Genomic DNA, 23,966 nt, shown 5'->3' with positions numbered 1-23,966 from the left:
ACCTAGCCTACCTTGCGCAAGCCGGCGGATTTGCGTGGCAAATGTGGCTTTGCCGCCAGCGTTTCCGTGATGAAGTCGATAAACCGCCTCACCTTGGCCGGCACGTGGTTACGCGAGGCGTAATAGACGTAGAGCGGAAAACGCTCGTCGGGCCAGTCCGGAAACAGTTCAATCAGCGCGCCGCTCCTCAGGTGATCGTCGAGCCCGAGATCGATCACCTGCGCGATGCCGAAGCCGGCCAGGCAAGCGCCGAGCTTGGTTCCTGAATCGGTCACGGTGAGCCGCCCGTTGACCGCGACCGGCACGACCTCGCCGCCGCGCCAAAACTCCCAATCGAACGGACGCCCGGTCGCCGCGTCGATTGCCAGGATGCACTGATGGTCGCGGCTCGCCAGCTCCCGCGGATCAAGCGGCCGGCCGTGTCGTTCGAGATAGATCGGCGAGGCCACGGTGAGCACGCGCGCATCGAGTACGCGGCGCGCAATCAGCGCCGACGGCGCCGGCTCGCCGAAGCGCACCGCCAGATCAAAACCGTCGCTGACCAGATCGGCGATCCGGTCGCGGGTCTCGATACGCAGATCCATGCCTGGATTCTGCAGCAGGAACTCGCTCAGCTTCGGCGACAGCACCATGCGGGAGAACAGCGGGTCGACATTGACCCGCAGCCTGCCGCGGACCGCATCGCGCGATTTCGAGGTCTCCGCCGCCGCCTCGCCGATCCCGGCCAGATGCGCCGCAACCCGCTCGTACAGCGCGCGTCCTTCCTCGGTGAGCTCGACGGCGCGGCTCGTGCGGTGAACCAGCCTGGCATCGAGGCGCGCCTCGAGCTTGGCAATCGCCTTGCTGACGCCGGACTGCGTCATGCCGAGCCGTTCAGCCGCCTTGCCGAAGCTGCGCGCGTCCGCAACGGCCGCGAGGATCACAAGCCCGCCGACGAGCCGACCGTCAACTTCGTCCATGTCGATGCCTCTCAGTCATCCATGAGATGACAGCCCAGTCGTAGCACTCCGCCACCGTATCGGCCACTGTCGGCGCAGACCGATCCGGTTCGATCCGGTGAGGCCACCGCCACATCATCCGCTACGGAGATTTTGCCATGAGCGACATCCAGGCCATCGCATCCGCGATCGAAGGATATTTCAACCTGATGTATGACGTCGACGATAGCCGGTTCCGCGACGTCTTCTCCGATGCCTGCATCGTGCACGGCATCCGGGACGGCAAGCACACGGTGCGGTCGGCCGCGGAATTCCGCGACTTCATCGGCAGCCGTCCCTCGCCGGCATCGATGAAATCGCCGCGCGAGGAGGCCATCATCAGCATCGACCAGACCGCGTCCGATCTGGCCATCGCCAAGGTGCGCGTCAGGGCCGGCCAAACCGGCTTCATCGACCATCTCGTGTTTCATCTGATCGACGGCAGGTGGCTCGTCACCACCAAAGCTTTTCACGTCGCGCAGGTGTTCCCGGCGGGATCCTAGCGTCCCCACCCGCGTCCGGGAGTGGCCATGCGGCGAAAGGCTGCTCCCGGCACGGCTTCCGCAGCCATGGCGGCCGGGCTAGCTTCGGCCGCAATGGGCCTGTTCAGGGCCTGCGCGGGGGGACGACGACATGATCATGGGATTGCGACGATACTGGTGCCTGGCGGCCGCCGCCGTGCTCGTGGCGATGTCCGAGACGGCACTTGCCCAGACCTATCCCACCCGCAACATCACGCTGGTGCTGCCGTTCGCCGCCGGTAGCGGCACCGACACCACGACGCGGCTGATTTCCAAGGAGCTCGGGGTTGCGCTCGGCGTCGGCATGGTGATCGACAACCGGGCCGGCGCCAACGGCTCGATCGCGGCGAACTATGTCGCCCGCTCCGCCCCCGACGGTTACACCTTGTTCGTCACCACCAACACGACGCACTCGGCCAATCCGTATCTGCTGAAAACCATGAATTACGATCCGATCAAGGATTTCACGCCGATCGCGCGCACCGGCGACCTGCCCTTCATGCTGGTGATCCATCCTGATATCCCGGCGAACTCGGTGGCCGAGCTGATCGCGCTCGCCAAGAAGGAGCCGGGCAAATACACCTATGCCAGCGGCTCGTCGTCGGCGAGCGTCTCCGGCGCGACCTTCGCCCGCCTCGCCGGCATCGACCTGCTGCACGTGCCCTACAAGAGCTCGCCGCCGGCGCTGACCGACGTCATCGCCGGTCGGATCTCGATGATGTTCATCGACGTCCCGACCGGGCTGCCGCACGTCAATGCCAAGGCACTGAAGCCGCTCGCCGTCACCACCAAGCGGAAATCCGCGCTGCTGCCGGACCTGCCCACCATGGACGAGACCGTGAAGGGTTTCGACATCACCTCCTGGCAGGGCTATCTCGGCCCCGCCAACCTGCCGAAGGATGTCGTCGTCAGGCTGAATGCGGAGATCCGCAAGATCGTCGAGCGGCCTGATATCAAGAACCAGCTCGCCGAGCGCGGCATGGAGGCGTTCTCCGGCACGCCCGAGGAGTTCGAGGCGTTCCTCAAGGAGCAGCTGGTGCTGTGGGAGAAACTGATCGCCGACGCCGGGATCGAGAAGCAGTGAGAAAATGTAGCGTTGCAGAGCGGGGCACACCCTCCGCTTTACTCTCCCGCGAGGCCTGCCATTTCCGTCATCCTGAGGAGCGCGCTCTTGCGTGCGTCTCGAAGGATCGACGGCCACCGGCCGGGCCGTACATCCTTCGAGGCTCGCCCAGCGGTGCAAGTGCACCGCAAGGCTCGCACCTCAGGATGACGGGGCTATGGAATTGGGTGGGTTAGAAATTGTAGGGTGGGTTAGCGTAGCGTAACCCACCAACCTTCTTCGCGGACCTGCGGTGGGTTACGCCTTCGGCTAACCCACCCTACGCAATTACGCATCCATTAAGCCGCGCGGACCTTCTGCAGGAACTCGTCGACCGCGTTGCGCAGCATGCCGGACTGGGTGTCGAGCTCGCGCGCATTCGACAGCACGTCGCCCGCCGCGGTGCCGGTTGCGGCGGCTGCGGTGGTGACGCCGCCGATATGGGCGGAGATCTCGCTCGAGCCGGCCGCGACCTGCTGGATGTTGCGGGCGATTTCGCGCGTCGCATCGCCCTGCTGGTCGATCGCGGTCGAGATCGAGGCCGTGATCTCGCTCATCTGCGCGATGGTCGCGGTGATGCCGCCGATCGAGGTCACCGCCTCGCCGGTGGAGGCCTGCATCGCGGCGACCTGCGCCGAGATCTCCTCGGTCGCCTTCGCGGTCTGGTTGGCCAGCGCCTTCACCTCGGAGGCGACCACCGCGAAACCGCGGCCGGATTCGCCGGCGCGCGCCGCCTCGATGGTGGCGTTGAGCGCGAGCAGATTGGTCTGGGCGGCGATCGAGTGGATCAGCTTGACCACCTCGCCGATCTTCTCGGCGCCGGTGGAGAGCGCCTGCACGGTGGCATTGGTACGCTCGGCATCGGCCACCGCCTGGCTTGCGACCTCGCTTGAGCGCGCCACCTGGCGGGAGATCTCGGCAACCGAGCTGGAGAGCTCCTCGGCCGCGGCAGCGACGGTGCCGACATTGTTGGAGGCAGAGTCGGATGCGGCGCCGACGGTCGCGGCACGCGCGCTGGCGTCGCTGGCGGTCGCGGTCATCGACTGCGCCGTGGTCTGCATGCCGGCGGCGGCGGAAGCTACCGTCCGGACGATGCCGTTGACGCTGCGCTCGAAATCGCTGGCAATGTTCTGCATCGCCGAGCGTCGCTCGGTGGCGGCGCGCGCCTGGGTCTCGGCCTCGGCCTGTTCGAGACCGCGGATACGAACCGCATTGTCCTTGAAGATCTGCACGGTCGCCGCCATGCCGCCGACCTCGTCACCGCGGCCGACGCCGGGGATGTCGCCGTCAAGCTTGCCGTCGGCAATGTCGCGCATGCGGCTGCCGAGCAGATTGAGCGGCCGGGAGATGCTGCGGCCGATCAGCCAGGCGACCGAGCCGGAAATGATGCCGATGCCGAGGATCGCAAGGCCGAGCAGCCACGCGATCGGCCGCATCTTGGCGTCGATATCCTCGAGATAGGCGCCGGTGCCGAGATACATGTCGAAACCGGGAACCGCGACAGCATAGCCGACCTTGCGGATCGGGGTCTCCTGGCCGGGCTTCACATATTCATAGAACAGCAGGATCTCGCCCTTGGACTTCACGCCGTCCATCAATTCCTGCGAGAGCTTGCGGCCGTTGGTCACGACGTCCATGCGGTTGGTTCCGACCTGCTTCGGATCGGGCGCCAGCACCGTGATGCCGTTGTAGTCGGTGCCGAACAGATAGCCGGCGCCGTTGTCATAGGTCATGGTGTTGGCGCGCTTGCCGAACTCTGCGAGCGCCGCCTCCTTGGTCATCTTGCCGGCATCGACATCCTTCTTCAGGCCCGCCGCCATGTTCTTCGCCATCTCGACCATGGCCTTGGCCTGGTCGATGCGCGCATTCGTCATCTCACGCTGCATCAGATTGATCGCGAGGATGCCGGCAGTGCACAGGCCGATCAGGGCCACCCCCACCAGAATGCCGAGCTTGGGGGTGATCTTCATATTTGACAGCTTCACGGGGGTCTCCAGGAGGCGGGGAACGCGACGCGATTGGCGGATTGATTCGGTTCACCGTAATGTGAGACCCTTTACCCGATAGTTACGGAGGTTCCCCGTAGAAGCCCGGAGAATCGGGCCGCGGACCAACCGGCAATTGTAGAGGGAATGGCGCAGCTCGCGTACAAGTATGGGAAAGCGGTGACGCAAGCCGCGCTCCAAGAAGCAACAAGACCAAGAACCGAACCAGCAAGAAGCAAGAACAGAAGACCTCACATCGGGAGCAGACAATGTCGAAATTCAGGGTGGTGACGCCGAAGGGCGCGAGCTTCACGGTCGCCGGCGGCGGCTACGATTATGAGCGCGAGGCGCTCGATCTGATCGGCGCCGAGATCGTCGAGGCGCCGGCCAACGAGGCCGAATTCATCGCCGCGGCACGGACCGCGGACGCGATCTACGCCAAGGGCATGCCGATCACGAAAACGGTCATCGACGCGCTGGAGAATTGCAAGGTGATCACGCTCGGCAGCGTCGGCGTCGACTCGGTCGACGTCAAGGCCGCGACCGCGCGCGGCATCCCCGTCACCAACATCCCCGACACCTTCATCGAGGAGGTCGCCGACCACGCCATGATGCTGCTGCTCGCAGGCTTCCGCCGCCTGATCGAGCAGGACAAGATGGTGCGCAGCGGCCGCTGGGCCGAGGGCCGCCCGGCGCTGTTGAAGATTCCGCGGCTGATGGGCCAGACCCTCGGCTTCATCTCGTTCGGCCGGGTCGCCCGTGCCGTGGCCAAGCGCGCCGCGCCGTTCGGCCTTCGGATGATGGCCTACGATCCCTTCATCCAGGAAACGCTGATGTACGACCATGGCGTGATCCCCTCGACGCTGTCGGAAGTGCTGTCGCAGTCGGATTTCGTCTCGATGCACGCCCCGGCGCGGCCCGAAGTGCACCACATGCTGACCGAGAAGCATTTTCGCCAGATGAAAAAATCGGCGGTCTTCATCAATACCGGCCGCGGCGCCACCGTCGACGAGGAATCGCTGGTCAAGGCGCTGCAGGACGGCTGGATCGCCCACGCCGCGCTCGACGTGCTGGAAAAGGAGCCGCCGTCGCACAACAATCCGATGCTCGGGATGGACAATGTTACCTTGACCGCCCATGTCGCGTCGGCGTCGGCACGTTTTGACGAGGCGCGCAAGCGCCGGGTGGGCTACGAATTGTCACTAGTGCTGCAAGGCATGTGGCCGGTAAGCTGCGTCAACCCGTCGGTGCTGCAAAACACCGCGTTGCGTCGCTGGCAGCCCGTCAGCATGGATCGCGGTCCGAACAGCTAGGCGGGAATGCGTTCTTCGCACGAGGGCCCGTCTCGCTGACGATACGGGCCCTTCGTGTGGCGGGCGCCAAGAACCACAAGATCCTTGACCACAAGACCCCTCACCGGCGGCGAAACGCCGGGAGGAAACAAGAAAAAGGGGAGTACGAACGACATGAAGTACGAGATCTCGCGCCGCGACGCGCTGGCGCTGGGGGCGTCCGCAGCAGCACTGGCAGTCACCGGCGCTTCGGCGCAGGAAGGGTCGAAGGTCAAGGCTGCCGATGTGGCGGCGCCGTCGCTGCCGATCGAAAAGGGCGCGACCTTGCGCATGCTGCGGCCGGTGCGCTTCGTGCAGGCCGACGAGGACGTGTTCCGCGCCAATGCCAAGCGCTTCACCGACAAGACCGGCGTCGAGGTCAAGGTCGACTTCGTCGGCTGGGAGGACATCAACCAGCAGACCGCGGTGACCTCGAACTCCGGCGCCGGCCCCGACATCATCATCGGCTTCGGCGACGCGCCGCACATCTATATCGACAAGCTGATCGAGCTGACCGACATCGCCGACTATCTCGACAAGCGCTACGGCGGATGGCTGACGCTGGCGCGCCGCTACGGCATGCGCTCGAAGTCGAAGAGCTGGGTCGGCCTGCCGTTCGGCGCCTCGGGCGGCCCGCTGGTCTACCGCAAGTCGCTGGTCAATGCGGCCGGCTTCGACAAGGTACCGGAAGACCATGCCGGCATCCTCGAGCTCTGCAAGAAGCTGAAAGCGGCCGGCAAGCCGGCAGGCTTCGCGCTCGGCAACGCGGTCGGCGACGGCAACGGCTTCGCCAACTGGCTGTTGTGGTCGCACAACGCCGCGCTGCTCGATGATGAAGGCAATATCATCATCAACAGCAAGGAGACGATCGCCGCGCTGAAGTATCTGAAGGAACTCTATCCGAACTTCATCGCCGGCACGCCGTCCTGGAACGACGTCTCCAACAACCGCGCCTACTCATCGCAGGAGATCGGCCTGACCGCCAACGGCGTCTCGCTGTACTTCTCGCTGAAGAACGATCCCGCGACCAAGGCGGTCGCCGACGATACCCAGCATCAGTTCCTGCCCAAGGGGCTGGCACCGGTCTCTCCGATGTCGGGCCTGACGCTGAACGCGATGGCGTTCAAGCACAGCCCGTACCCCAACGCCGCGAAGGCCTTCCTGCAATTCATGCTGGAGCACGAGCAGTACGAGCCGTGGCTCAACGCCAACTCCGGCTACTGGTCGCAGCCGCTCGCGGCCTACGCCGATGCAGCGGTGTGGTCGGGCGATCCCAAGGTCGCGATCTTCAAGGACACCATGAAGAGCCCTTATTACAACGGCTACAAGGGGCCGATCTCGACCGCGACCGGCGCCGTCAACGCCGACTATGTGCTGGTGCAGATGTGTGCCTCGGTGGCGACCGACGCCGCAACGCCGGAAGCCGCCGCCGCGGAAGCCGAGCAGCGCGCCAAGCGGTACTTCCGGCGGCAAGGCCGGTAACGCCGAACAGAGCAGCCGTCATTGCTATGACAGCTGTCATTCCGGGATGGTGCGCTAGCACCAGACCACAGATGCGCAAGTGCGCATCGGGGAATCTCGAGATTCCGGGTTCGATGCTGCGCATCGCCCCGGAATGACCTTGAAAGTCAGACCGGGAAAAGGATCTGATGTCTGTAACGACACTACCTTCACGCGGACACGCGCTGCACCAACCGGGCTGGCTGGCGCGCCTGTTCGACTACAAGCCGTTCCTGGTCGTGATGTGCCTCGCGCCCGCGATCGGCCTGCTGTTGGTGTTCCTCACCTATCCGCTGGGCCTCGGCATCTGGCTCGCCTTCACCGACACCACGATCGGCCAGCGCGGCGTCTATATCGGGCTGGAGAATTTCCAGTACCTGCTCAAGGATCCGCTGTGGTGGAACGCGGTGTTCTACTCGGTCTTCTACACCGCGATCGCAACCTTCGGGAAATTCGCGCTCGGCTTCTGGCTGGCGCTGCTGCTCAACAACCATTTCCCGTTCAAGAGCCTGATCCGCGCCATCGTGCTGCTGCCGTGGATCGTGCCGACGGTGCTCTCGGCGCTGGCGTTCTGGTGGATCTACGATCCGCAGTTCTCGATCATCTCCTATCTGCTGGTCGACGTGCTGCATCTGCGCTCCAGCAATGTCGACTTCCTCGGCTCGCCCTGGCCGGCGCGGTTCTCGCTGATCGCGGCCAATATCTGGCGCGGCATCCCGTTCGTCGCGATCTCGCTCCTGGCCGGGCTGCAGACTATTTCGCCTTCGCTCTATGAGGCCGCGATGCTCGACGGCGCCACCGCCTGGCAGCGCTTCCGCTACATCACCTTCCCGATGATGATGCCGATTCTCGCGATCGTGATGACGTTCTCGATCATCTTCACTTTCACCGATTTCCAGCTGGTCTACGCCATCACCCGCGGCGGCCCGGTCAACTCGACCCATTTGCTCGCCACCTTGGCGTTCCAGCGCGGCATCGCCGGCGGCGAGCTCGGCGAGGGTGCTGCGATCGCGGTGTCGATGATCCCGTTCCTCGTGTTCGCGACGTTGTTCAGCTACTTCGGCCTCGCGCGCCGCAAATGGCAGCAGGGAGAAGCCAATGACTGACCAAAACGTTCAAGTATTGGCCCAATCCTCCAACGTCGCCAGCGCGACGCCCGATACGATGGCGTGGGACTCCCGCGCCCGGCGCGTGGTGATGATCTATCTGCCGCTCGCCTGCTTCATCCTGATCCTGCTGTTCCCGTTCTACTGGATGGCGATCACCTCGTTCAAACCGAACGCGGAGCTTCTGAACTACAAGGAGCACAACCCGTTCTGGATCACCTCGCCGACGCTCGCGCATCTCAAGCATCTGCTGTTCGACACCTCGTATCCGCGCTGGCTGAAGACCACCATGCTGGTCGCGATCGGCTCGACCTTCCTGTCGCTGTTCGCTTCGACGCTCGCCGCCTACGCGATCGAGCGGCTGCGCTTCCGCGGCAGCCCCTATGTCGGCCTCGGCATCTACCTTGCCTATCTGGTGCCGCCGTCGATCCTGTTCATTCCGCTCGCCACCGTGATCGTGCAGTTCGGCCTGTTCGACTCACCCTTGGCGCTGATCCTGGTCTATCCGACCTTCCTGGTGCCGTTCTGCACCTGGCTTCTGATCGGCTATTTCAAGTCGATCCCCTATGAGCTCGAGGAATGCGCGCTGGTCGACGGCGCGACGCGGCTGCAGATCCTGTGGCGGATCACGCTGCCGCTCGCAGTGCCCGGCCTGATCTCGGCCGGCATCTTCTCCTTCACGCTGTCGTGGAACGAGTTCATCTACGCCCTCGCCTTCATCCAGAGCGGCGCCAACAAGACGGTGCCGGTCGCGATCCTGACCGAGCTCGTCACCGGCGACGTCTACCAATGGGGCGCGCTGATGGCGGGCTCCCTGCTCGGCTCGCTGCCGGTCGCGCTGTTTTATTCGCTGTTCGTCGACTACTACGTGTCGTCGCTGACGGGGGCGGTGAAGGAGTAGCGGGGCGCGCAACACTATCCCCGTCATCCTGAGGTGCGAGCCTCTTCGGCGAGCCTCGAAGGATGCACGGCCCTGCCGGTGGCCGTCGATCCTTCGAGGCTCGCCCAGCGGTGCAAGTGCACCGCAAGGCTCGCACCTCAGGATGACGGAGATAGAGAGTGCGGCCTCTCTCAATGAGATCTCGCCCTACCGCGGCACGAACGCCACCGGCACGCTGAAACCCATCGAGCCCTGCGTGATCTCTGACGGAAATGCCGGGAACGGCTGGGCCTGCCGAACCATCGCCAGCGCCCGCGCGTCGAAAGTCGGATTGCCGGAGGAGCCGCCGAGCTGGCTCGACAGCACCTGCCCGCCACGGCCGAGCGTGAACACCAGCCGGACAAGGCCGCGCTGTCCGTTGCCGCCGGCCGGATAGGAGTGGAAGCGCAGCAAATGCGCGCGGACCCGTGCGTTGTACGCCGCGAGTGCCGATGCCGCAGCGCCGGCGCTGATCGCGGACGCCGTCGGTGCCTGGCGCTCGGCGCGGCTCGGCGCGCTGGTGCGCGGCGCCGGCGTCGCCTCGGACGTTTTTTTGGCCTCGCGGCGCACCACCTTCGGCTTGACCGGTTCTGGCTTGTGCTCCGGAATGAGTTTCGCGGGCTCGGGCTTGGGCGGCCTGTCCTGCTGTTTCTGCTCCGGCGGGGCTGCGACCTCAGGCTTCTCCTGCAGCGGCGTCGGCGCGATCTCCTGCTGCACAGCCTGCGCGGCGGCAGGCTCCGGCGGCGAGGCATCGGCCTCCTGCATCGCCGGCCCCGGCGGCAGCTCAGTGTCGGAAATCTGGGACGAAGAGGTGATCGGCGTCAAGTCGACCAGCACCGTGGGCACGGCAACGCCCGGCGGCGGCGCCGAGACCCAGTTCATGCCGAGCGCGAGCAGGGCGGCATGTGCCGCCAGGATCGCGGCCGCCGACAGGCCCCAGCGCCGCAGCCGGACTTCGCCACCCGTATCATGAAGGGCATAGGCGTTCATGACGCTCGCCCCGTTCCGCAGAGGCGTGCCCTCTCCCGCTTGCGGGGGAGGGTTAGGGTGGGGGTCTCACCGCGAGTCGGACCGATGATGTGGAGAGGGCCCCCACCCGCATCGCATCTTCGATGCGCTGCGACCTCCCCCGCAAGCGGGAGAGGTGAACCGAGTCCCTGGCGCATCGCTTCAATCAAGGCCAATCCGCCTTTAGCCGCGCCCATCGAGGCCGACCAGCGCGATCTTGAGATAGCCGGCGTTGCGCAGCAGGTTCATCACCTCCATCAGATCGCCATAGCTGACCGCCTTGTCGGCGCGCAGCAAGATGCGCTCGTCCTTCTTGCCTTGGGTCACCCCGTCGAGCGTCGCAGTCAGCGCAGCGCGCGCGATCACATCCTCGCCGACCGCGACCGAGAGGTCCAGCTTCACCGTGACAAACACCGGCTTGTCCGGCCGCGGCTGCGGCTCGGCGGTCGAGGCGGGCAGATTGACACCGAGATCGACGGTCGCGAGCGGCGCCGCCACCATGAAAATGATCAGCAGCACCAGCATCACGTCGATGAACGGCGTGACGTTGATCTCATGCGCCTCGACGAGGTCGTCGTCGCCGCGACGCCGGCCGCCGAACGCGCCACTGCTGCCCAGCTTGACGCCCATCGCCTACTCCGCGGCGCGCGCCAGGCGGAACAGGCTGCGATCGCCCTCGCGGCTGACCAGCAGCATCACCATGACGGAGGCGTCGCCGAGCAGCGCGCGGTAGGCCGCGATCGAACGGGTCAGATGATTGTAGATCACGACCGCCGGGATCGCCGCGACCAGGCCGAGCGCGGTCGCGAGTAGCGCCTCGGCGATGCCGGGCGCGACCACCGCGAGATTGGTGGTGTGCGCCTCGGAGAGGCCGATGAACGAATTCATGATGCCCCACACCGTGCCGAACAGGCCGACGAACGGCGCGGTGGCGCCGATGGTGGCGAGTACGCCGGTGCCACGCGCGATTTGCCGCGACATCGCCGCTTCGACCCGCTCCAGCCGCAGCGCGATGCGTTCCTTGAAACCGTCGTCGAACATGCCGCCGGAGAGCGCGGCCTCGCGCGACGCCGACTGCACGATCTGCGCCACGGCATCGCTGCCGTCGCGGCTCGCCTGCTCGACCTCGGCAAGCTGAGTGTCGCGCTCGAGCAGACCGATCCGCTGCTTCGCGAGCGCGGTCTTGCGGCGTATCTCGACGGTCTTGGCGAGCCAGACCGTCCAGGTGACGAGCGAGGCAAAGGCGAGCCCGATCATGACCGCCTTCACGACGATGTCGGCACTCTCGAACATGCCCCAGGGCGAGAGGTTGCGCGGCAACAGCGCGGCGTCGGATGCGGCAAGGCTCGCGCCCGGCAGCATGCCGAGTGCGCTGGAAGCCACCATCCAGATGCTCCGCCCAAGCCAGCGATGCGACATGGTCGCCTCCCGTCCTACGTTGGTCTCAGCCTGCTTTCGGCGCGAGGCGGTCCGCCAGCGCGTGGAAGCGCTCCAGCTGATCTCCGCGCAGCGCGCGCGTCTCGTCGCGGCCGACGAACACCTTGAACATGATGCCGCCGTCGAGATTGATGAAGGCGATGAAGGCCGACACCTTGCCCATGAAGGGCCGCTCGACGAACGCGATCGCCGCGCAGCGCTCATGCCGGAGATGGCCGTGCAGGCCCTTCGGCTGCATCAGGTTGAAATAGCCGCGGCCGACCTCGCCGTTCGGAATGGCGCCCGTGAACTCGAAGATCGCGTCATCGGTGTGCACGATCAGCGTCACCTCGCCCCACTCCGCGATGTCCTGCATCGCGGCGGCGAATTCGCCGGCGCCGATCCGCACCATGCTGGCGGGCAGCGCCTCAAGCACGGCACGCGGCGTCACCTTGCGCTCGCGCGCGACGTCCTCGATGACAGCGCCGGGATTGTCGGCCATAAAGGCCTTCAATCCGGCTAACTCCGCGTTCTGCACGATCGCCTCCGTCACGCCGGGCTCTTTGCGCGCTCGGTGATCAGCACCTCAAAGCCCTCGAACCTGGGATGGCCGAGATAGAGGCTGCCGCCGGTCTCGTTGCCGGCGCGGGAATGGGCGCGGCGGAACGCATCCGATTTGGTCCAGTCCTCGAACGCCGCCTTGCTGGCCCACACCGTGTGGGTCGCATACAGCGTGTGGTCCTCGGCCTCGGGGCCCTTCACCAGATGAAACTCGATGAAGCCGGGTAGATCGCCGAGATAGGATTCGCGGGTCTTCCAGACCGTCTCGAACGCCTGCTCCTTGCCCTTGATCACCTGAAACCGGTTCATTGCGATGAACATGAAAGCCTTCTCCTGTTTGGCGGCGGATGCATGGGATCCTGCCGGTCGATCTCGTTGATATCATGAATGCGCCAAGGAATGCGCCAAGGCCGCGCTGGGGGCACCAGCGCGGCCGGAGCAACCCGGATGGAATGATCGGCGTCTCGCGTTACGCTCCACCTAGGTGAATCCTGAGCCCGGCCTTGTAGACGGTGCCCGGACCGGGGCTCGAGAACAGCACGTCGTTCTGCGTCGTGCCATCGGTCGAGGAACCCGGGATCGCATAGGGCCGGTAATACTGGTTCAAGAGATTGTCGACCGACGCCGTGAAGGTGATGTCCTTGGTGGCGTTCCAGGTCAGGTAAAGATTGACCAGCTCGTAGCCGGTCGAGGGCAGATAGCCCGCCGGCAAGTCGTTGTTGGCGCCGAACGAGGACCATTGCGCGGCAATGATCAGCGAGCGGTCGAGCAGGCGCACGCCGCCCGTCGTCGTCACCTTGCGCGGCGTGATGGTGGCGAGCCCGACATTGGTCTGGGTGTTCCGGCCGCGCATCAGATGGCCGGCGACGCCGAGGAACCAGTCGCCTGCGTCATACATCGTCTCGAGCTCGAAGCCCTCGATGCGGGCATGGGCGATGTTCTGGTACTGGTAGAATTGGCTGAACGGACCGAACGGCGTCAGGGTGGGTGCCGAGGCGACGAGATCGATATGGCCGTCGACATCGTTGCGGAACAAATTGATTTTGCCGCGGAACGAGTCCTTGGCCGAGAAGATGCCGTCATATTTCAGGTTGATGCCGACTTCCTTGTTCTTGCCGACCTCGGGCCGCAGTGCCGCGTTGGGCAGGAAGCAGAACAGGCCGCTGGTGCCATCAAGGCAGTTGAACAACGCCGGCCCGCCGCCGGTGGCGTGGCCGCCCGCGATCAGGGTCTCGGTGATCGACGGCGCCCGATAGCCCTCGGCGTAGCTCGCATAGGGCGTGAAGCCGGCGACCGGCGTGACGCCGACCGTGATCTTCGGCGACAGCCGATCGCCGCTGGTCGTGGTGTTGATCGAGTTGAGCTCGTAGTGGTCGTATCTGACGGCGCTGACCAGCTCGAGCCAGGTCGAGTAATTCTGCTTCAGCTGCACGAAGCCGCCGGACACCGTGCGCTGACCGCCCGGCGTTGTGATGTTGGAGTTGCCGCGCGAATCGAAGGTCTCGACATCGTCACGGAAGGCGTCGAAACCGTAGGTCACGGCATTGCGCCAGTCGCCGAAATTGAACCGCGACGTGTTGTTGACGTCGATACCGACGGTGTCGAGCAAATAGCCGCGCTTGTCGCCGACGCAGCCGGAGATGTTGTTGCCGGGATTGGCGAGCGTGCAGACACCGCCGCCGGTGGTGATGCGGTTGTTGTAGGTCTTGACCTGGTCGTTGTCGGTGCGGTTGCCGTAGACCGAGATATTCCAGTCGAACAGCATGTCGTCGGGCTTGGAATATCTCCAGCTCAGCGTGCCCGTGTAGTTCTTGGCGTCGGAAGCGTAGACCGAGGAGCCCGCGATCGCCGCCAGCGGCGCTGCCGTCGTGGTCGAGCCGCGGTTCGGCTGACCGATATTGTACTGGTAGTCCTGGAAGATGCCGCCGATCTTGAACTCGTGGCCTTCGGCCGGGCGAAATGTCACCTTCATCAGACCGGCCGCGACGTCATTGCCGGTGTTGCCGATCTCGGTGCCCGCGCCGTCCTTGTAATTGCCCTGGGTGCGATAGACCGTGCCGCCGAACACGTCGACATTGGGATCGACGCGCACGCCGCCGAACACCGAGCCCATGCCACGGTCCTTGTTGGTGCCGTAGGAGCCCGACATATCGACGCCCCAGCGCTCGCCGGGCCGCACCACATCGTCGATGTCCTTGGTGCGGAACGACACCACGCCGCCGATCGCGCCGGAGCCGTAGATGTTCGCGGTCGGTCCGCGTACCACGTCGACGCCGCCGATCAGTTCAGGATCGAGGAAGAACGAGCCGTTGGCGTTGTGGCCGGTGCGCTGATAGTTCTGCCGCGCGCCGTCGACCACGACTGCGACACGGCCGAAATCCTGCAAGCCGCGGATGTTGATGATGGTCGCCGGATCGTCGCCGCGTTCCTGGACCGAGACGCCAGGCACGGCGTAGAAAATGTCCGACAGTCGGTTCGGCTGCAGGCCCTGGATCTTCTCCAGCGTGACGGAGCTGACCGGCGCCAGCGCATCGATCGCGCGCTCCTCGGTCTTTGATGCCACCGCCGTGATGGTGTCGAGCGACTGCACCGGCACTGCGCCGATCTGCGCGCGCGCATTCATTGCCGGCGACGTTGCGGGCTGCTGCGCAACCTGGGGCTTCGGCTTCCGCTTGGCCTGCTTCGGCCGCTCGGTTGCGGGACGCGCAGCCGAAGCATCGGCGGTTTGCGCGAGACCGTTCTCCGGCAATGCAGCCGCAAATGAAAACACCGACGCGCCCAAAATCAGGGCGCGCGAAATCTTAGCCCCGTCAGCCATTCTAGCCCCAGCCCGATCATCGCTTTTCTGGTTTGGCTGGCGTGCGCTCTGGTGAGCGGCTTGCTGGCTACGTTGCGATGCGAGCCATCCGCTCGCATCGCGTGATGATTGGTTACGAGCCGGCAACAAAACGGTCAAGAATGCGGCGGCGCTGTTTACATCGATTGTAAAGTGCAGCCGTTGGAATGCGCGTTCGCCCGCTTATACAAGCAAACAGCATTTGAAAATTTCGCAGGCGCAGCACCAAGAGAATGTCGGCATCATCCGGAGACAGTATCGGCGCGGCCGGAAAGCAGGCCGCATCAGCGTCTGACGCGGCGAAATCGCTCATCATGCGCGGAAATCGTCTCGACAGCCGCGACCTGTTCTCGACGGAGCGCGAGATCATCATCGTGCATGGCGAAGAGCATTACCGGCTGCGGCTGACCTCGCAGAACAAACTGATCCTCACCAAGTGACGGCCCCGATGACAATTTGTCGCACGCTCGCTCTGCTCGCATTCTCCTGTTGGCTGCCATCAGGCGCGGCTATTGCCGAGGGCATCACCGTGCACGACGCGCGCGACCGCGACGTCGTGATCGACGATCCCACACGGATCGTCTCGATCGGCGGTGCGATCACCGAGATCCTCTATGCGCTCGGCTTCGCGGACCGCATCGCCGGCGTCGATGCCACCAGCCTCTATCCACCGGCGGCGCTGCGCGAGAAACCCGACGTCGGCTACATGCGCCAGCTGTCGCCCGAAGGCGTGCTCGGCCTGCACCCGTCGCTGGTGCTCGCAGTGCAGGGCTCCGGGCCGAAGGAGACCATGGACGTGCTGGAGGCGGCCAAGGTGCCGCTGGTGCTGGTGCCCGAGACCTTCTCGGAGGCCGGGCTGATCGAGAAGATCAGGCTGGTGGGCCACGCCATGGGCGCCGATCCGCGCGCCGCCTGCCTGACCGCGGCGGTAGAAAGCGATCTCGCTCAACTGCGCGTGCTGCGCGCCAAGGTGACGAAGCCGGTGCGCGTGATGTTCGTGATGTCGCTCTTGAACGGCCGCGCGATGGCCGCGGGTCACAAGACCGCCGCGGACGAGATCATCCAGCTCGCCGGCGGCGTCAACGCAATCGATGGCTACGACGGCTACAAGCCGGTCAATGACGAGGCCACCGTGGCGGCGAAACCGGATGTCGTGCTGTCGATCGATCGCGGCAAGGACTCGCTGACTGCTGACGCGGTGTTTGCGCATCCGGGCTTCGAGCTGACGCCGGTCGCCGCCAACAAGGCCTTCATCTCGATGGAAGGGCTTTATCTGCTCGGCTTCGGGCCGCGCACCGCGGCCGCGGCACGCGACCTCTCGGTCAAGCTTTATCCGGCGCTGGCGCCGGAGGCCGACAACTTCAAGCCGGCAGCGCTGACCGCGAATTGCCGGCAATGAGCGTGCTGGCCGAGCGGCGCGCCGGCATGTCGCAGCGGCCGGCGGCGACACTCACTTTGCTCTGCCTGCTTGCGGCGCTCACAGCGACCGCGCTGATTGCGCTGACGGTCGGCGCCGCCGGCATTCCGCTGTCGCGGCTTCCGGCCGCGTTCGGCCTGTGGGGCGACGGCACCGCCACTCCGCTGCTCGCGCGCGACCAGCTCGTGGTGTGGTCGATCCGGATTCCGCGGATCGCGGCCGCAGCCATGGTCGGCGCCCTGCTCGCGGTCTCCGGCGCGATCATGCAGGGCCTGTTCCGCAATCCCCTCGCCGACCCCGCGCTGGTTGGTGTCTCATCCGGCGGCGCGTTTGCCGCAGCGGTCGCGATCGTGTTCACCGACAGCCATCTCGGCGAGAGCCTGCGCTTCCTGCAGCATCAGTTGCTGCCGATCGCGGCCTTTGCCGGTTCGCTGCTCACGACCATCGTGCTCTACGGCATCGCCAGCCGCGGCGGCCGGACGTCGATTGCGATCTTCCTGCTGGCCGGGCTTGCGATTGCCGCGATCGCCAATGCCGGCATCGGCCTGTTGGTGTTCGTCGCCGACGACCGCCAGCTTCGCGACATCACCTTCTGGCTGCTGGGTTCGCTGAGCGGCGCGACCTGGACCAAGCTCACGGCACTGGCGCCGGTGCTGGCTATTGCCCTGATCGCCTGCCTCGCGATCGCGCGTGGGCTCGACGTGCTGGTGCTCGGCGAGGCCGAGGCGTTCCACAGCGGCGTCGATGTCGAACGGTTGAAGCGGATCTCGATCGTGCTGGTGTCGGCGATGACCGGCGTTGCGGTCTCGGTCTGCGGCGTGGTCGGCTTTGTCGGCATTGTGGTGCCGCACCTGCTGCGGCTGGTGATCGGGCCCGCGCACCGGCTGCTGCTGCCGGCCTCCGCACTGCTTGGCGCCATCCTCCTGGTCGGTGCCGATACGGTGGCGCGCACCATCGTGGCACCTGCCGAAATGCCGATCGGCATCCTGACCGCGGCGATCGGCGCGCCGTTCTTCCTCGCCATGCTGCTGCGCCAGCGTGGGCTGGTGTCGCTATGAGCGCGCTGCTCGAAGCACAATCGGTGTCGATGACGGTCGGTGGCACGACCTTGGTCGATGCAGTCTCCCTGCGGATCGGCGCCGGCGAAATGGTCGCGATCGTCGGTCCCAACGGCGCCGGCAAATCAACGCTCTTGCGGATGCTCTCCGGCGACCTCCGTCCGTCCCGCGGTTCGATCAGGCTCAAGCAGCGTGACCTGCACGGCTACGGGCCGCGCGAGCTAGCGCAGCACCGCGCGATGCTGTCGCAGCATGTCAACGTCACCTTCCCGTTCACCGTCGAGGAAATCGTCAGCATGGGCGCCGGCGAAAGCCCGCGCACGGCGGCGCGTAACCTCGTCGAGGCGGCGCTGGACGAGGTCGGGCTGGCGCATTTCCGTTCCAGGCAATTGCCGACGCTGTCCGGCGGCGAGCAGCAACGCGCGCATTTCGCCCGCGTGCTGGTGCAGCTCGCCTGCGGCGAGGCGCTGCACGGGCCCGGATTGTTGCTGCTGGACGAGCCGACATCGAGCCTCGATCTGCGGCACCAGATTGACCTCGTCGAGACCGCGCGGCGGCGCGCCGGGCGCGGCACCGCCGTGATCGCGATCCTGCACGACCTCAACCTCGCGATGCGGTTCGCCGACCGCATCCTGCTGCTGCACCGCGGCCGGCTTGCCGTCGACGGCGATCGCGCCGCCGCGATGCAGGCCGAGACGCTGCGCAAGATCTTCGAGATCGACGTTGCGATCGACTACACCGCGAACGGCGTGCCGTTCCTGCTGCCGCAGACGATGCGGCCGGCGGGCAAGGCGACGTAACGCCGCAAGGCTTATCCCGGGGCAACGCCGGCGATTCACAAAACTGTCAGGCGCCTGTAACAGGCGCCTCCGAGAACACCGCATCGTTTGTTCCTTCGTATCTTTCCTTGGGAGACCAACCATGCGCCTGTCATTGCTTTGCTCTGTCGCCACCGTCCTGCTCGCCACATCCGCGTTCGCGCAGAGCGAGGGCGAATTCCCGGCGACGCTGGCGGGACACGCCGTGATGCCGGCGGAGAGCTTCATCGACGCCCCCGCGGATGCGCCTGATGATCTCAAGACCTCGGGCAAATACACCACTGGCAAGCGCGTCGACGCCATCGGCACCGTGATGGGGAAATCCTACGAGCGGCCGACCGGTGTGTCGCTGCCGTTCAAGGGCCAGCCGCTGCAGGGCCATTCCGGCATCAAGGTGATGGCGGACGGCTCGTTCTGGGTGATCACCGACAACGGCATGGGCTCGCGCTACAACTCGGCGGATTCGATGCTGTACCTGAACCAGCACAAGATCGACTGGACCAGCGGCAAGATCGAGCGCCAGGAGACCGTGTTCCTGCACGATCCCGACAAGAAGGTGCCGTTCCGCATCGTGCATGAGGACACCGCCAAGCGTTATCTGACCGGCGCAGACTTCGATACCGAAGGCTTCCAGATCGTCAACGACACGTTCTGGATCGGCGACGAATTCGGACCCTATATCCTGAAGGCCGACAAGACCGGCAAGATCCTTGCCGTGTTCGAGACCGTCGCCGACGGCAAGCCGGTGCGTTCGCCTGACCATTGGGCGGTGCAGTCGCCGGGCGCGCCCGGTGCGAGCTACACCAACGTCAATCTGCGCCGCTCCAAGGGCTATGAGGGCTTTGCCTCGTCCAAGGACGGCAAGTTCCTCTACGGCCTGCTCGAGGGACCGCTATGGGATGCCGACAAGAAGGACTGGGAGAAGGTCGACGGCAAGGAAGCCTCGCGCATCCTGGAATTCGACGTCGCCGCGGAGAAGTTCACCGGACGTTACTGGCAATATGTGTTCGAGCAGAACAGCAATGCGATCGGCGACTTCAACATGATCGACCCGACCCAGGGTCTCGTGATCGAGCGCGACAATGGCGAAGGCACCGCCGACAAGGCCTGCCCGCAAGGCGCCCGCGGCGAGAACTGCTTCCCGGCGCAAGATCGCCTATATCGACCTCCTGAAGATCCGTGATCCGAACAAGAAGGCGAAGAAGCCGCTCAACGATGGCGTCTACACCTTCCCGTTCTTCACCATCGAGAATGTCGACCGGGTCGACGAGACCCACATCATCGTCGGCAACGACAACAATCTGCCGTTCTCCTCGAGCCGCGATCCGAACAAGGCCGATGACGACGAGTTCGTGCTGCTCGAAGTCGGCGATTTCCTGAAGGCGAAGTGAGGAAATTGCTTCTCACCAAATACGGTATCATCGCCCGGCTTGACCGGGCGATCGAGTATTCCAGAGGCGTCCGAGTTCAACGGATAAGCCGCGGCGTACTGGATGCCCCGCTCAAGGCGGGGCATGACACCTCTAGCCCGCCGGCACCATCACGACGCCCTTGTCCTTGGGCCAGCGCATCCGCCAGGCGAAATTGATGTCTTTGACGTCACCCGGCTTGGCCTCGAACGCCCATTCCAGCACCCCGCGCCTGTCGCGCAGATTGGTGGTGGTGGCAGGCGTCGACGCCGGAAGCATCTCGACCACGATGTCGTCGTTCTCGCTGACCGGCAGCTGATCCTGGATCGCGACCTTGATCGGGAAGTCGTGGCCGTTGCGCACCGCGGTCTTGAACGCGCGCTCGTCGGTCTTCGACGTCGTCACGATCAGACCGGCGGAGCCTTCATTGCGCTTCACCACCGTGCGCTCGATCTTGACCTTGTCGTCGGCACCGAAGCCGAGCCGCACGGTCTCGTCCTTGGCGGCCGTGGCCATCCGGCTGCGGCCGACAAGGATGCCGTCGCGATAGATCGCGACCTGTCCGGGCAGTAGCGGCGCATCGTCGGCCTGCACGAAGCTCGCTTCCAGGAACGCGGCCGGATCGATCACCGGGACGGCGCGCACCGCGAGATCGGGGGTGATCGTCGCCGTGGAGATGCGCAGGCTCTTGGCGCCCTCATTGGCGACGACACTGACGCGGCCGGGAATCTTGAAGGTGGCCTGGAACGCGCCGATCTCTGGGGTCGCCTCCAGTTCCCCAAAGGTTGTCCCCCCACCAAAGCGGAATTCCTTGAGCGCGTCCGCGGCCGGAGCGGGTGCCAGGGTCGCCGCGCGCTGTTGCACGCCGTCCTCCCTGCTTCGCGATGCCCGCGGCGGCTGCGGATATTGCACGATCAGCGAATTGAGGTCGGGCGCGTTGCCGCCGCGAGCGACGCGCACGGTGGAGACGACGAGCGCCACGTTCGACCAATCCTCGCCAGTCGACTGGGTGATCTCGGCGCGGCGCACCAGTTCGATCGCCGGCTTGCGGTCCTTGGCGCCGGTGTCGAGACGGGCGTCGTAGAGCGGCGTCCAGCGCGCGTTGCGCACCGCATAGGTCACCCGCAGCGTCGCGCGGGTCGCGGCGGCGGAGGCAAGCTCGATCCGCACCTCGAGCTTGCTCGGCGGCTTGGCGGCGCGATCGGCCTCAAGCCGGGCGATCTCGCGGTCGATGTCGCGCTGCTTGCGGGTAGCGTCGCGGATCGCGGTGTCGGCGGTTGCGACTTCATCCCCGACCGCCGAGAATGCGGTGCGCCACTCGCTCACCGGACGCGCCTCGCCCTTCTCGCCGATGCCGACCGGTGCGGCCTCGGCGAAGTGCTCGGCGAATTTGCGCCGCGCTTCCGCGGCGCCGATGATGCCCTGCAGATCCTCGCGCTGATCCCTGAGCGCCTCGATCCGCTTGTCGATCTCGGGCAGGTTGGCCGGCGGCAGCGGGCGCGGCGGCCGGGCGTCGATCGCCCCGATCGTCAGCCTGCCGCCCGCTTCGCCCTCGACCCGCAGCGAGGACGGATCGAGCCCCATCGGGAAGTCGTTGGCAATGAGCGTGTTGTCACCTGCGGGCAGGTCCAGCGTGATGACGCGGGTGACGCTCGCGCCATCGGGATAGACTGTGACGGCGTCGACCTGCGAGGCCGCATCGAGATTGGCCGCATGCAGCGGCTCGGCAACCAGCGCTCCCGCCAGCACCAGGCTGGTGGTCACAAGACAATTCGCAATCTTTCGCATGACATCCCTCCGGGAAAACGTCGCATCGCACGAGCCGAACGGCACGCCGGGCTCGCAGGCGCGCCGTTTCTCGTGGTGAGACGCAGCGAGGAAGGGACTGGTTCGATTGAGGTTTCGGTGCGGCGCCACAATGGCGCCGTCGCGGCTGCGGTATGGCGCGGCCGGGGTTTCCGCCGTTAGCGATCCGTTTTGCGCCGGATGAACAGGTAATTCGGCACGCAAGCGGCCATGGTGATGGCGATCATGATCCACCATCCGCGCTGAAACGCCGCGATCCGCTCGGCCATCGAGACCGGCGTTGAGGATCGCGACGAAGATCGCGACGCCGATCGCTAGCGCCGCCTGCCGGATCATGTTGATGACGGCGGAGCCGGTGGCGAATGACGACGGCGGCAGAGAACCGGCGCCGACGCCCATCAGGGTCGGAAAGGTCAGCCCGACACCGATACCGGTGAACATCATGCCGACCACAGCGGCAGGCACGTTGGCTTCAGGACCCATGCAGGTCGCCCAGATCGCGAGGGCGCCCGCAAAGGACAGGATTCCGGCGGACACGACCGCTGCCGCGCCAAATCGCGCGATCAGGCGGCCGGCAAACAACAGTGAGGTGAACGGGACAAGCAGCGGCCCCGGCGCGATCGCAAGTCCGGTCTGCAATGCCGACCAGCCCCATACGGTCTGGTCCCACAGCGCCACCGACAGCAGCATCGCGCCAAACGCCGCGGAGTAAGGCGCCATCACCAGCGTGGCGCCGGTGAACGGCCTGACCGCGAACAGCGCAGGATCGACGAACGGGTTCTTCGATCTGAGACAGTGCCACGCGAAGGCGGCAAGCGAGATTGCTGCGATGGCAAAGCCGAGCATGACGCCGCGCGAACTCCATCCCCAGTCATTGGCCTTCACGATCGCAAATGTCAGCGCACCGATGCCAGAGGTCACCAGCAGTGCCGCCCGGAAACTGGGACGCGGCACGTCGTGGCCGGGCACTTCGGGCAATTTCAGCCAGCCGATGATGAGCGCGACCACGCCGATCGGGACGTTGACGATGAAGATCCAGCGCCAGTCGAAGGTCACAAGCACACCGCCCGCCAGCGGCCCGAGCGCGGCGGCAAGGCCGCCGATCGCGGTCCAGGTGCGCACCGCGCCAGGGCGCTGCTCGGGCGGAAACGACGCCAGCAGCAGGCCGATCGAGGTCGGGGTCATCAACGCCGCCCCGGCGGCCTGCGCGATGCGGGCGGCGACCAGCAATTCGACGTTGGGCGCAAGCGCGCACGCCGCCGACGCTGCGGTGAACAGCGCAACGCCGAGCAGAAAGCTCAGATTGCGGCTGTGCCGCTCCGCCAGCCGGCCGAAGAACACCAGCAACGCTGCATAAGCGATCGCATAGCCGTTGAGGATCCAGGACAGATCCTCGAGCGAGGCGCCGCGGAATTCCTGCGCGATGTTCGGCAGCCCGACATTGACGATGAACAGGTCGAGATTGGCGAGGCAGATCCCGACCGATACGATCGCGAGCACCTGGCGCGGGGATGCCGTCGCCGCGCGCGGCCGCCGCTGCGCGTCAGTCCCGACCACCAGGTCGATGGTCTCCGCCTCTACCTCCGACATCATACCCTCCGGATACGTGCATATGCATCTATTGCAAATAGGTGCATATGCATGTATATGTCAAGTCCAGTCTGGAGGCAGCATGGCGAAAATCGATACCAGCCGGTGCAATCTCACGGCGTTGCGCAAGGCGACGCGGCGCGTGTCACAGCTCTACGATTCGATCCTCGCGACGTCAGGACTGCGCGGCACGCAGCGGGCTATCCTGGTCTATGTCAGACGGTCGGGATCCCCGACGATGGGGGAACTCGCAGCAGCGCTGGTGCTCGACCGCACCGCGCTCAACCACAACCTCAAGCCGCTCGAGCGCGACGGCCTCCTGACCATCACGGTCGACAACAACGACCGCCGCAGCCGACTGGTGCGGCTGACCAAGCGCGGCGAAGCCAGGCTTGACGAGTCGCAGGCCGCCTGGCGTGAGGCACAGGACCGTTTCGAGACCGCCTTTGGCGCGAAGCAGGCCGCCGATCTCAGGCAGGCGCTCGAACTGGTGGCCGCGCTCGAATTTGGCGAACGCGCGGCGGATTTGCCGACGTCATAGCCGGCTTCAACGAAAAGCGGCCCGGCGTTGCCGCCGGGCCGCTCGTTCTCGCACGATCCGGATCG

At 65.6% G+C, this 23,966-nt stretch carries 21 protein-coding genes and 2 pseudogenes; 12 read left to right on the top strand and 11 right to left on the bottom strand.

Features of this window, described 5'->3' with window-relative positions:
* Window positions 1–2: 2 nt before the first annotated feature.
* On the bottom strand, window positions 3–959 hold the full coding sequence (locus V5279_RS08970; protein ID WP_338696540.1) for a LysR family transcriptional regulator: 957 nt from the start codon (window positions 957–959) through the stop codon (window positions 3–5).
* 137 nt (window positions 960–1,096) lie between these two features.
* Between V5279_RS08970 and V5279_RS08965 the strand changes: the two genes are divergently transcribed.
* Together V5279_RS08965 and V5279_RS08960 are read left to right on the top strand one after the other, a co-directional pair.
* Window positions 1,097–1,480, top strand: coding sequence for a nuclear transport factor 2 family protein (locus tag V5279_RS08965; protein WP_166302977.1), 384 nt, complete (start codon window positions 1,097–1,099; stop codon window positions 1,478–1,480).
* 136 nt (window positions 1,481–1,616) lie between these two features.
* Window positions 1,617–2,582 carry a Bug family tripartite tricarboxylate transporter substrate binding protein gene (locus V5279_RS08960; protein WP_414645910.1) on the top strand — a complete coding sequence of 322 codons (966 nt, stop codon included), beginning with the start codon at window positions 1,617–1,619 and terminating at the stop codon, window positions 2,580–2,582.
* Between the two features lie 317 nt (window positions 2,583–2,899).
* Here V5279_RS08960 and V5279_RS08955 read toward each other — a convergent pair whose 3' ends face one another.
* Window positions 2,900–4,585 (bottom strand): methyl-accepting chemotaxis protein, encoded by a 1,686-nt coding sequence (locus V5279_RS08955; RefSeq protein WP_338696538.1) that lies wholly within the window; start codon window positions 4,583–4,585, stop codon window positions 2,900–2,902.
* Window positions 4,586–4,854: 269 nt separating this feature from the next.
* Here V5279_RS08955 and V5279_RS08950 point away from each other — a divergent pair, with 269 nt between their 5' ends.
* The 4 genes from V5279_RS08950 to V5279_RS08935 all read left to right on the top strand — a co-directional run bounded on the left by V5279_RS08950 (window position 4,855) and on the right by V5279_RS08935 (window position 9,423).
* Window positions 4,855–5,898, top strand: coding sequence for a C-terminal binding protein (locus V5279_RS08950; RefSeq protein WP_338696536.1), 1,044 nt, complete (start codon window positions 4,855–4,857; stop codon window positions 5,896–5,898).
* Window positions 5,899–6,051: 153 nt separating this feature from the next.
* Complete coding sequence (locus V5279_RS08945; protein ID WP_338696534.1) at window positions 6,052–7,398, top strand: ABC transporter substrate-binding protein; 1,347 nt, start codon at window positions 6,052–6,054, stop codon at window positions 7,396–7,398.
* A 167-nt stretch (window positions 7,399–7,565) separates the two neighbouring features.
* Entirely contained in the window at window positions 7,566–8,522 is a 957-nt protein-coding gene (locus V5279_RS08940; protein WP_338696532.1) for a sugar ABC transporter permease, read from the top strand.
* 58 nt (window positions 8,523–8,580) lie between these two features.
* Window positions 8,581–9,423, top strand: coding sequence for a carbohydrate ABC transporter permease (locus V5279_RS08935; RefSeq protein WP_371261142.1), 843 nt, complete (start codon window positions 8,581–8,583; stop codon window positions 9,421–9,423).
* Between the two features lie 186 nt (window positions 9,424–9,609).
* On the opposite strand, the gene V5279_RS08930 is transcribed toward V5279_RS08935, so the two are convergent.
* The 7 genes from V5279_RS08930 to V5279_RS08900 form a co-directional block, all read right to left on the bottom strand.
* Window positions 9,610–10,431 (bottom strand): energy transducer TonB, encoded by an 822-nt coding sequence (locus V5279_RS08930; protein WP_338696527.1) that lies wholly within the window; start codon window positions 10,429–10,431, stop codon window positions 9,610–9,612.
* Window positions 10,432–10,632: 201 nt separating this feature from the next.
* Complete coding sequence (exbD, locus tag V5279_RS08925) at window positions 10,633–11,079, bottom strand: TonB system transport protein ExbD (RefSeq protein ID WP_338696525.1); 447 nt, start codon at window positions 11,077–11,079, stop codon at window positions 10,633–10,635.
* A 3-nt stretch (window positions 11,080–11,082) separates the two neighbouring features.
* A complete protein-coding gene (gene exbB / locus V5279_RS08920; RefSeq protein ID WP_414645940.1) occupies window positions 11,083–11,835 on the bottom strand; it encodes a tonB-system energizer ExbB in 753 nt (250 codons plus the stop codon).
* Window positions 11,836–11,893: 58 nt separating this feature from the next.
* A complete protein-coding gene (hutX, locus tag V5279_RS08915; RefSeq protein ID WP_414645939.1) occupies window positions 11,894–12,367 on the bottom strand; it encodes a heme utilization cystosolic carrier protein HutX in 474 nt (157 codons plus the stop codon).
* A 47-nt stretch (window positions 12,368–12,414) separates the two neighbouring features.
* Window positions 12,415–12,747: an antibiotic biosynthesis monooxygenase family protein gene (locus V5279_RS08910; protein ID WP_097673166.1), complete on the bottom strand. Its 333-nt coding sequence runs from the start codon at window positions 12,745–12,747 to the stop codon at window positions 12,415–12,417.
* A gap of 148 nt (window positions 12,748–12,895) precedes the next feature.
* A complete protein-coding gene (locus V5279_RS08905) occupies window positions 12,896–15,244 on the bottom strand; it encodes a TonB-dependent hemoglobin/transferrin/lactoferrin family receptor (protein WP_338696518.1) in 2,349 nt (782 codons plus the stop codon).
* Between the two features lie 112 nt (window positions 15,245–15,356).
* A complete protein-coding gene (locus V5279_RS08900) occupies window positions 15,357–15,578 on the bottom strand; it encodes a hypothetical protein (protein ID WP_166293487.1) in 222 nt (73 codons plus the stop codon).
* Between V5279_RS08900 and hemP the strand changes: the two genes are divergently transcribed.
* The 5 genes and pseudogenes from hemP (at window position 15,496) to V5279_RS08875 (ending at window position 19,946) form a co-directional block, all read left to right on the top strand.
* Entirely contained in the window at window positions 15,496–15,702 is a 207-nt protein-coding gene (hemP, locus tag V5279_RS08895; protein WP_166302950.1) for a hemin uptake protein HemP, read from the top strand. The genes V5279_RS08900 and hemP overlap by 83 nt on opposite strands.
* A gap of 8 nt (window positions 15,703–15,710) precedes the next feature.
* Window positions 15,711–16,661: a hemin ABC transporter substrate-binding protein gene (locus V5279_RS08890; protein WP_338696515.1), complete on the top strand. Its 951-nt coding sequence runs from the start codon at window positions 15,711–15,713 to the stop codon at window positions 16,659–16,661.
* Window positions 16,658–17,737 carry an iron ABC transporter permease gene (locus tag V5279_RS08885; RefSeq protein WP_338696513.1) on the top strand — a complete coding sequence of 360 codons (1,080 nt, stop codon included), beginning with the start codon at window positions 16,658–16,660 and terminating at the stop codon, window positions 17,735–17,737. Before V5279_RS08890 ends, V5279_RS08885 begins: the two co-directional genes overlap by 4 nt.
* Entirely contained in the window at window positions 17,734–18,537 is an 804-nt protein-coding gene (locus V5279_RS08880) for a heme ABC transporter ATP-binding protein (RefSeq protein WP_338696511.1), read from the top strand. Before V5279_RS08885 ends, V5279_RS08880 begins: the two co-directional genes overlap by 4 nt.
* 121 nt (window positions 18,538–18,658) lie before the next feature.
* A pseudogene (locus V5279_RS08875) lies at window positions 18,659–19,946 on the top strand (esterase-like activity of phytase family protein).
* A 132-nt stretch (window positions 19,947–20,078) separates the two neighbouring features.
* Here V5279_RS08875 and V5279_RS08870 read toward each other — a convergent pair.
* Both V5279_RS08870 and V5279_RS08865 read right to left on the bottom strand, forming a co-directional pair.
* On the bottom strand, window positions 20,079–21,752 hold the full coding sequence (locus tag V5279_RS08870; RefSeq protein ID WP_338701073.1) for a mucoidy inhibitor MuiA family protein: 1,674 nt from the start codon (window positions 21,750–21,752) through the stop codon (window positions 20,079–20,081).
* Window positions 21,753–22,088: 336 nt separating this feature from the next.
* Window positions 22,089–23,360 (bottom strand): annotated as a pseudogene (locus tag V5279_RS08865) (MFS transporter); the annotation flags it as partial.
* Between the two features lie 82 nt (window positions 23,361–23,442).
* On the opposite strand from V5279_RS08865, the gene V5279_RS08860 reads away from it, so the two are divergent.
* Window positions 23,443–23,901: a MarR family winged helix-turn-helix transcriptional regulator gene (locus tag V5279_RS08860; RefSeq protein WP_338696510.1), complete on the top strand. Its 459-nt coding sequence runs from the start codon at window positions 23,443–23,445 to the stop codon at window positions 23,899–23,901.
* The last annotated feature ends 65 nt before the right edge of the window (window positions 23,902–23,966 follow it).

This window comes from Bradyrhizobium sp. 26S5 (assembly GCF_036923295.1).
GTDB classification, from domain to species: Bacteria; Pseudomonadota; Alphaproteobacteria; order Rhizobiales; family Xanthobacteraceae; genus Bradyrhizobium; species Bradyrhizobium septentrionale.
Note: the sequence above shows the minus strand (reverse complement) of the source record. Positions and strands in the feature narration are given on the sequence as shown.

Coding starts and splice junctions, on each gene's coding strand:
- V5279_RS08970 (WP_338696540.1), bottom strand. CDS start 959: ATGGACGAAGTTGACGGTCGGCTCGTCGGCGGGCTTGTGATCCTCGCG.
- V5279_RS08965 (WP_166302977.1), top strand. CDS start 1,097: ATGAGCGACATCCAGGCCATCGCATCCGCGATCGAAGGATATTTCAAC.
- V5279_RS08960 (WP_414645910.1), top strand. CDS start 1,617: ATGGGATTGCGACGATACTGGTGCCTGGCGGCCGCCGCCGTGCTCGTG.
- V5279_RS08950 (WP_338696536.1), top strand. CDS start 4,855: ATGTCGAAATTCAGGGTGGTGACGCCGAAGGGCGCGAGCTTCACGGTC.
- V5279_RS08945 (WP_338696534.1), top strand. CDS start 6,052: ATGAAGTACGAGATCTCGCGCCGCGACGCGCTGGCGCTGGGGGCGTCC.
- V5279_RS08940 (WP_338696532.1), top strand. CDS start 7,566: ATGTCTGTAACGACACTACCTTCACGCGGACACGCGCTGCACCAACCG.
- V5279_RS08935 (WP_371261142.1), top strand. CDS start 8,581: ATGGCGTGGGACTCCCGCGCCCGGCGCGTGGTGATGATCTATCTGCCG.
- V5279_RS08930 (WP_338696527.1), bottom strand. CDS start 10,431: ATGAACGCCTATGCCCTTCATGATACGGGTGGCGAAGTCCGGCTGCGG.
- exbD (WP_338696525.1), bottom strand. CDS start 11,079: ATGGGCGTCAAGCTGGGCAGCAGTGGCGCGTTCGGCGGCCGGCGTCGC.
- exbB (WP_414645940.1), bottom strand. CDS start 11,835: ATGGTGGCTTCCAGCGCACTCGGCATGCTGCCGGGCGCGAGCCTTGCC.
- hutX (WP_414645939.1), bottom strand. CDS start 12,367: ATGGCCGACAATCCCGGCGCTGTCATCGAGGACGTCGCGCGCGAGCGC.
- V5279_RS08910 (WP_097673166.1), bottom strand. CDS start 12,747: ATGTTCATCGCAATGAACCGGTTTCAGGTGATCAAGGGCAAGGAGCAG.
- V5279_RS08905 (WP_338696518.1), bottom strand. CDS start 15,244: ATGGCTGACGGGGCTAAGATTTCGCGCGCCCTGATTTTGGGCGCGTCG.
- hemP (WP_166302950.1), top strand. CDS start 15,496: ATGTCGGCATCATCCGGAGACAGTATCGGCGCGGCCGGAAAGCAGGCC.
- V5279_RS08900 (WP_166293487.1), bottom strand. CDS start 15,578: ATGATGAGCGATTTCGCCGCGTCAGACGCTGATGCGGCCTGCTTTCCG.
- V5279_RS08890 (WP_338696515.1), top strand. CDS start 15,711: ATGACAATTTGTCGCACGCTCGCTCTGCTCGCATTCTCCTGTTGGCTG.
- V5279_RS08885 (WP_338696513.1), top strand. CDS start 16,658: ATGAGCGTGCTGGCCGAGCGGCGCGCCGGCATGTCGCAGCGGCCGGCG.
- V5279_RS08880 (WP_338696511.1), top strand. CDS start 17,734: ATGAGCGCGCTGCTCGAAGCACAATCGGTGTCGATGACGGTCGGTGGC.
- V5279_RS08870 (WP_338701073.1), bottom strand. CDS start 21,752: ATGCGAAAGATTGCGAATTGTCTTGTGACCACCAGCCTGGTGCTGGCG.
- V5279_RS08860 (WP_338696510.1), top strand. CDS start 23,443: ATGGCGAAAATCGATACCAGCCGGTGCAATCTCACGGCGTTGCGCAAG.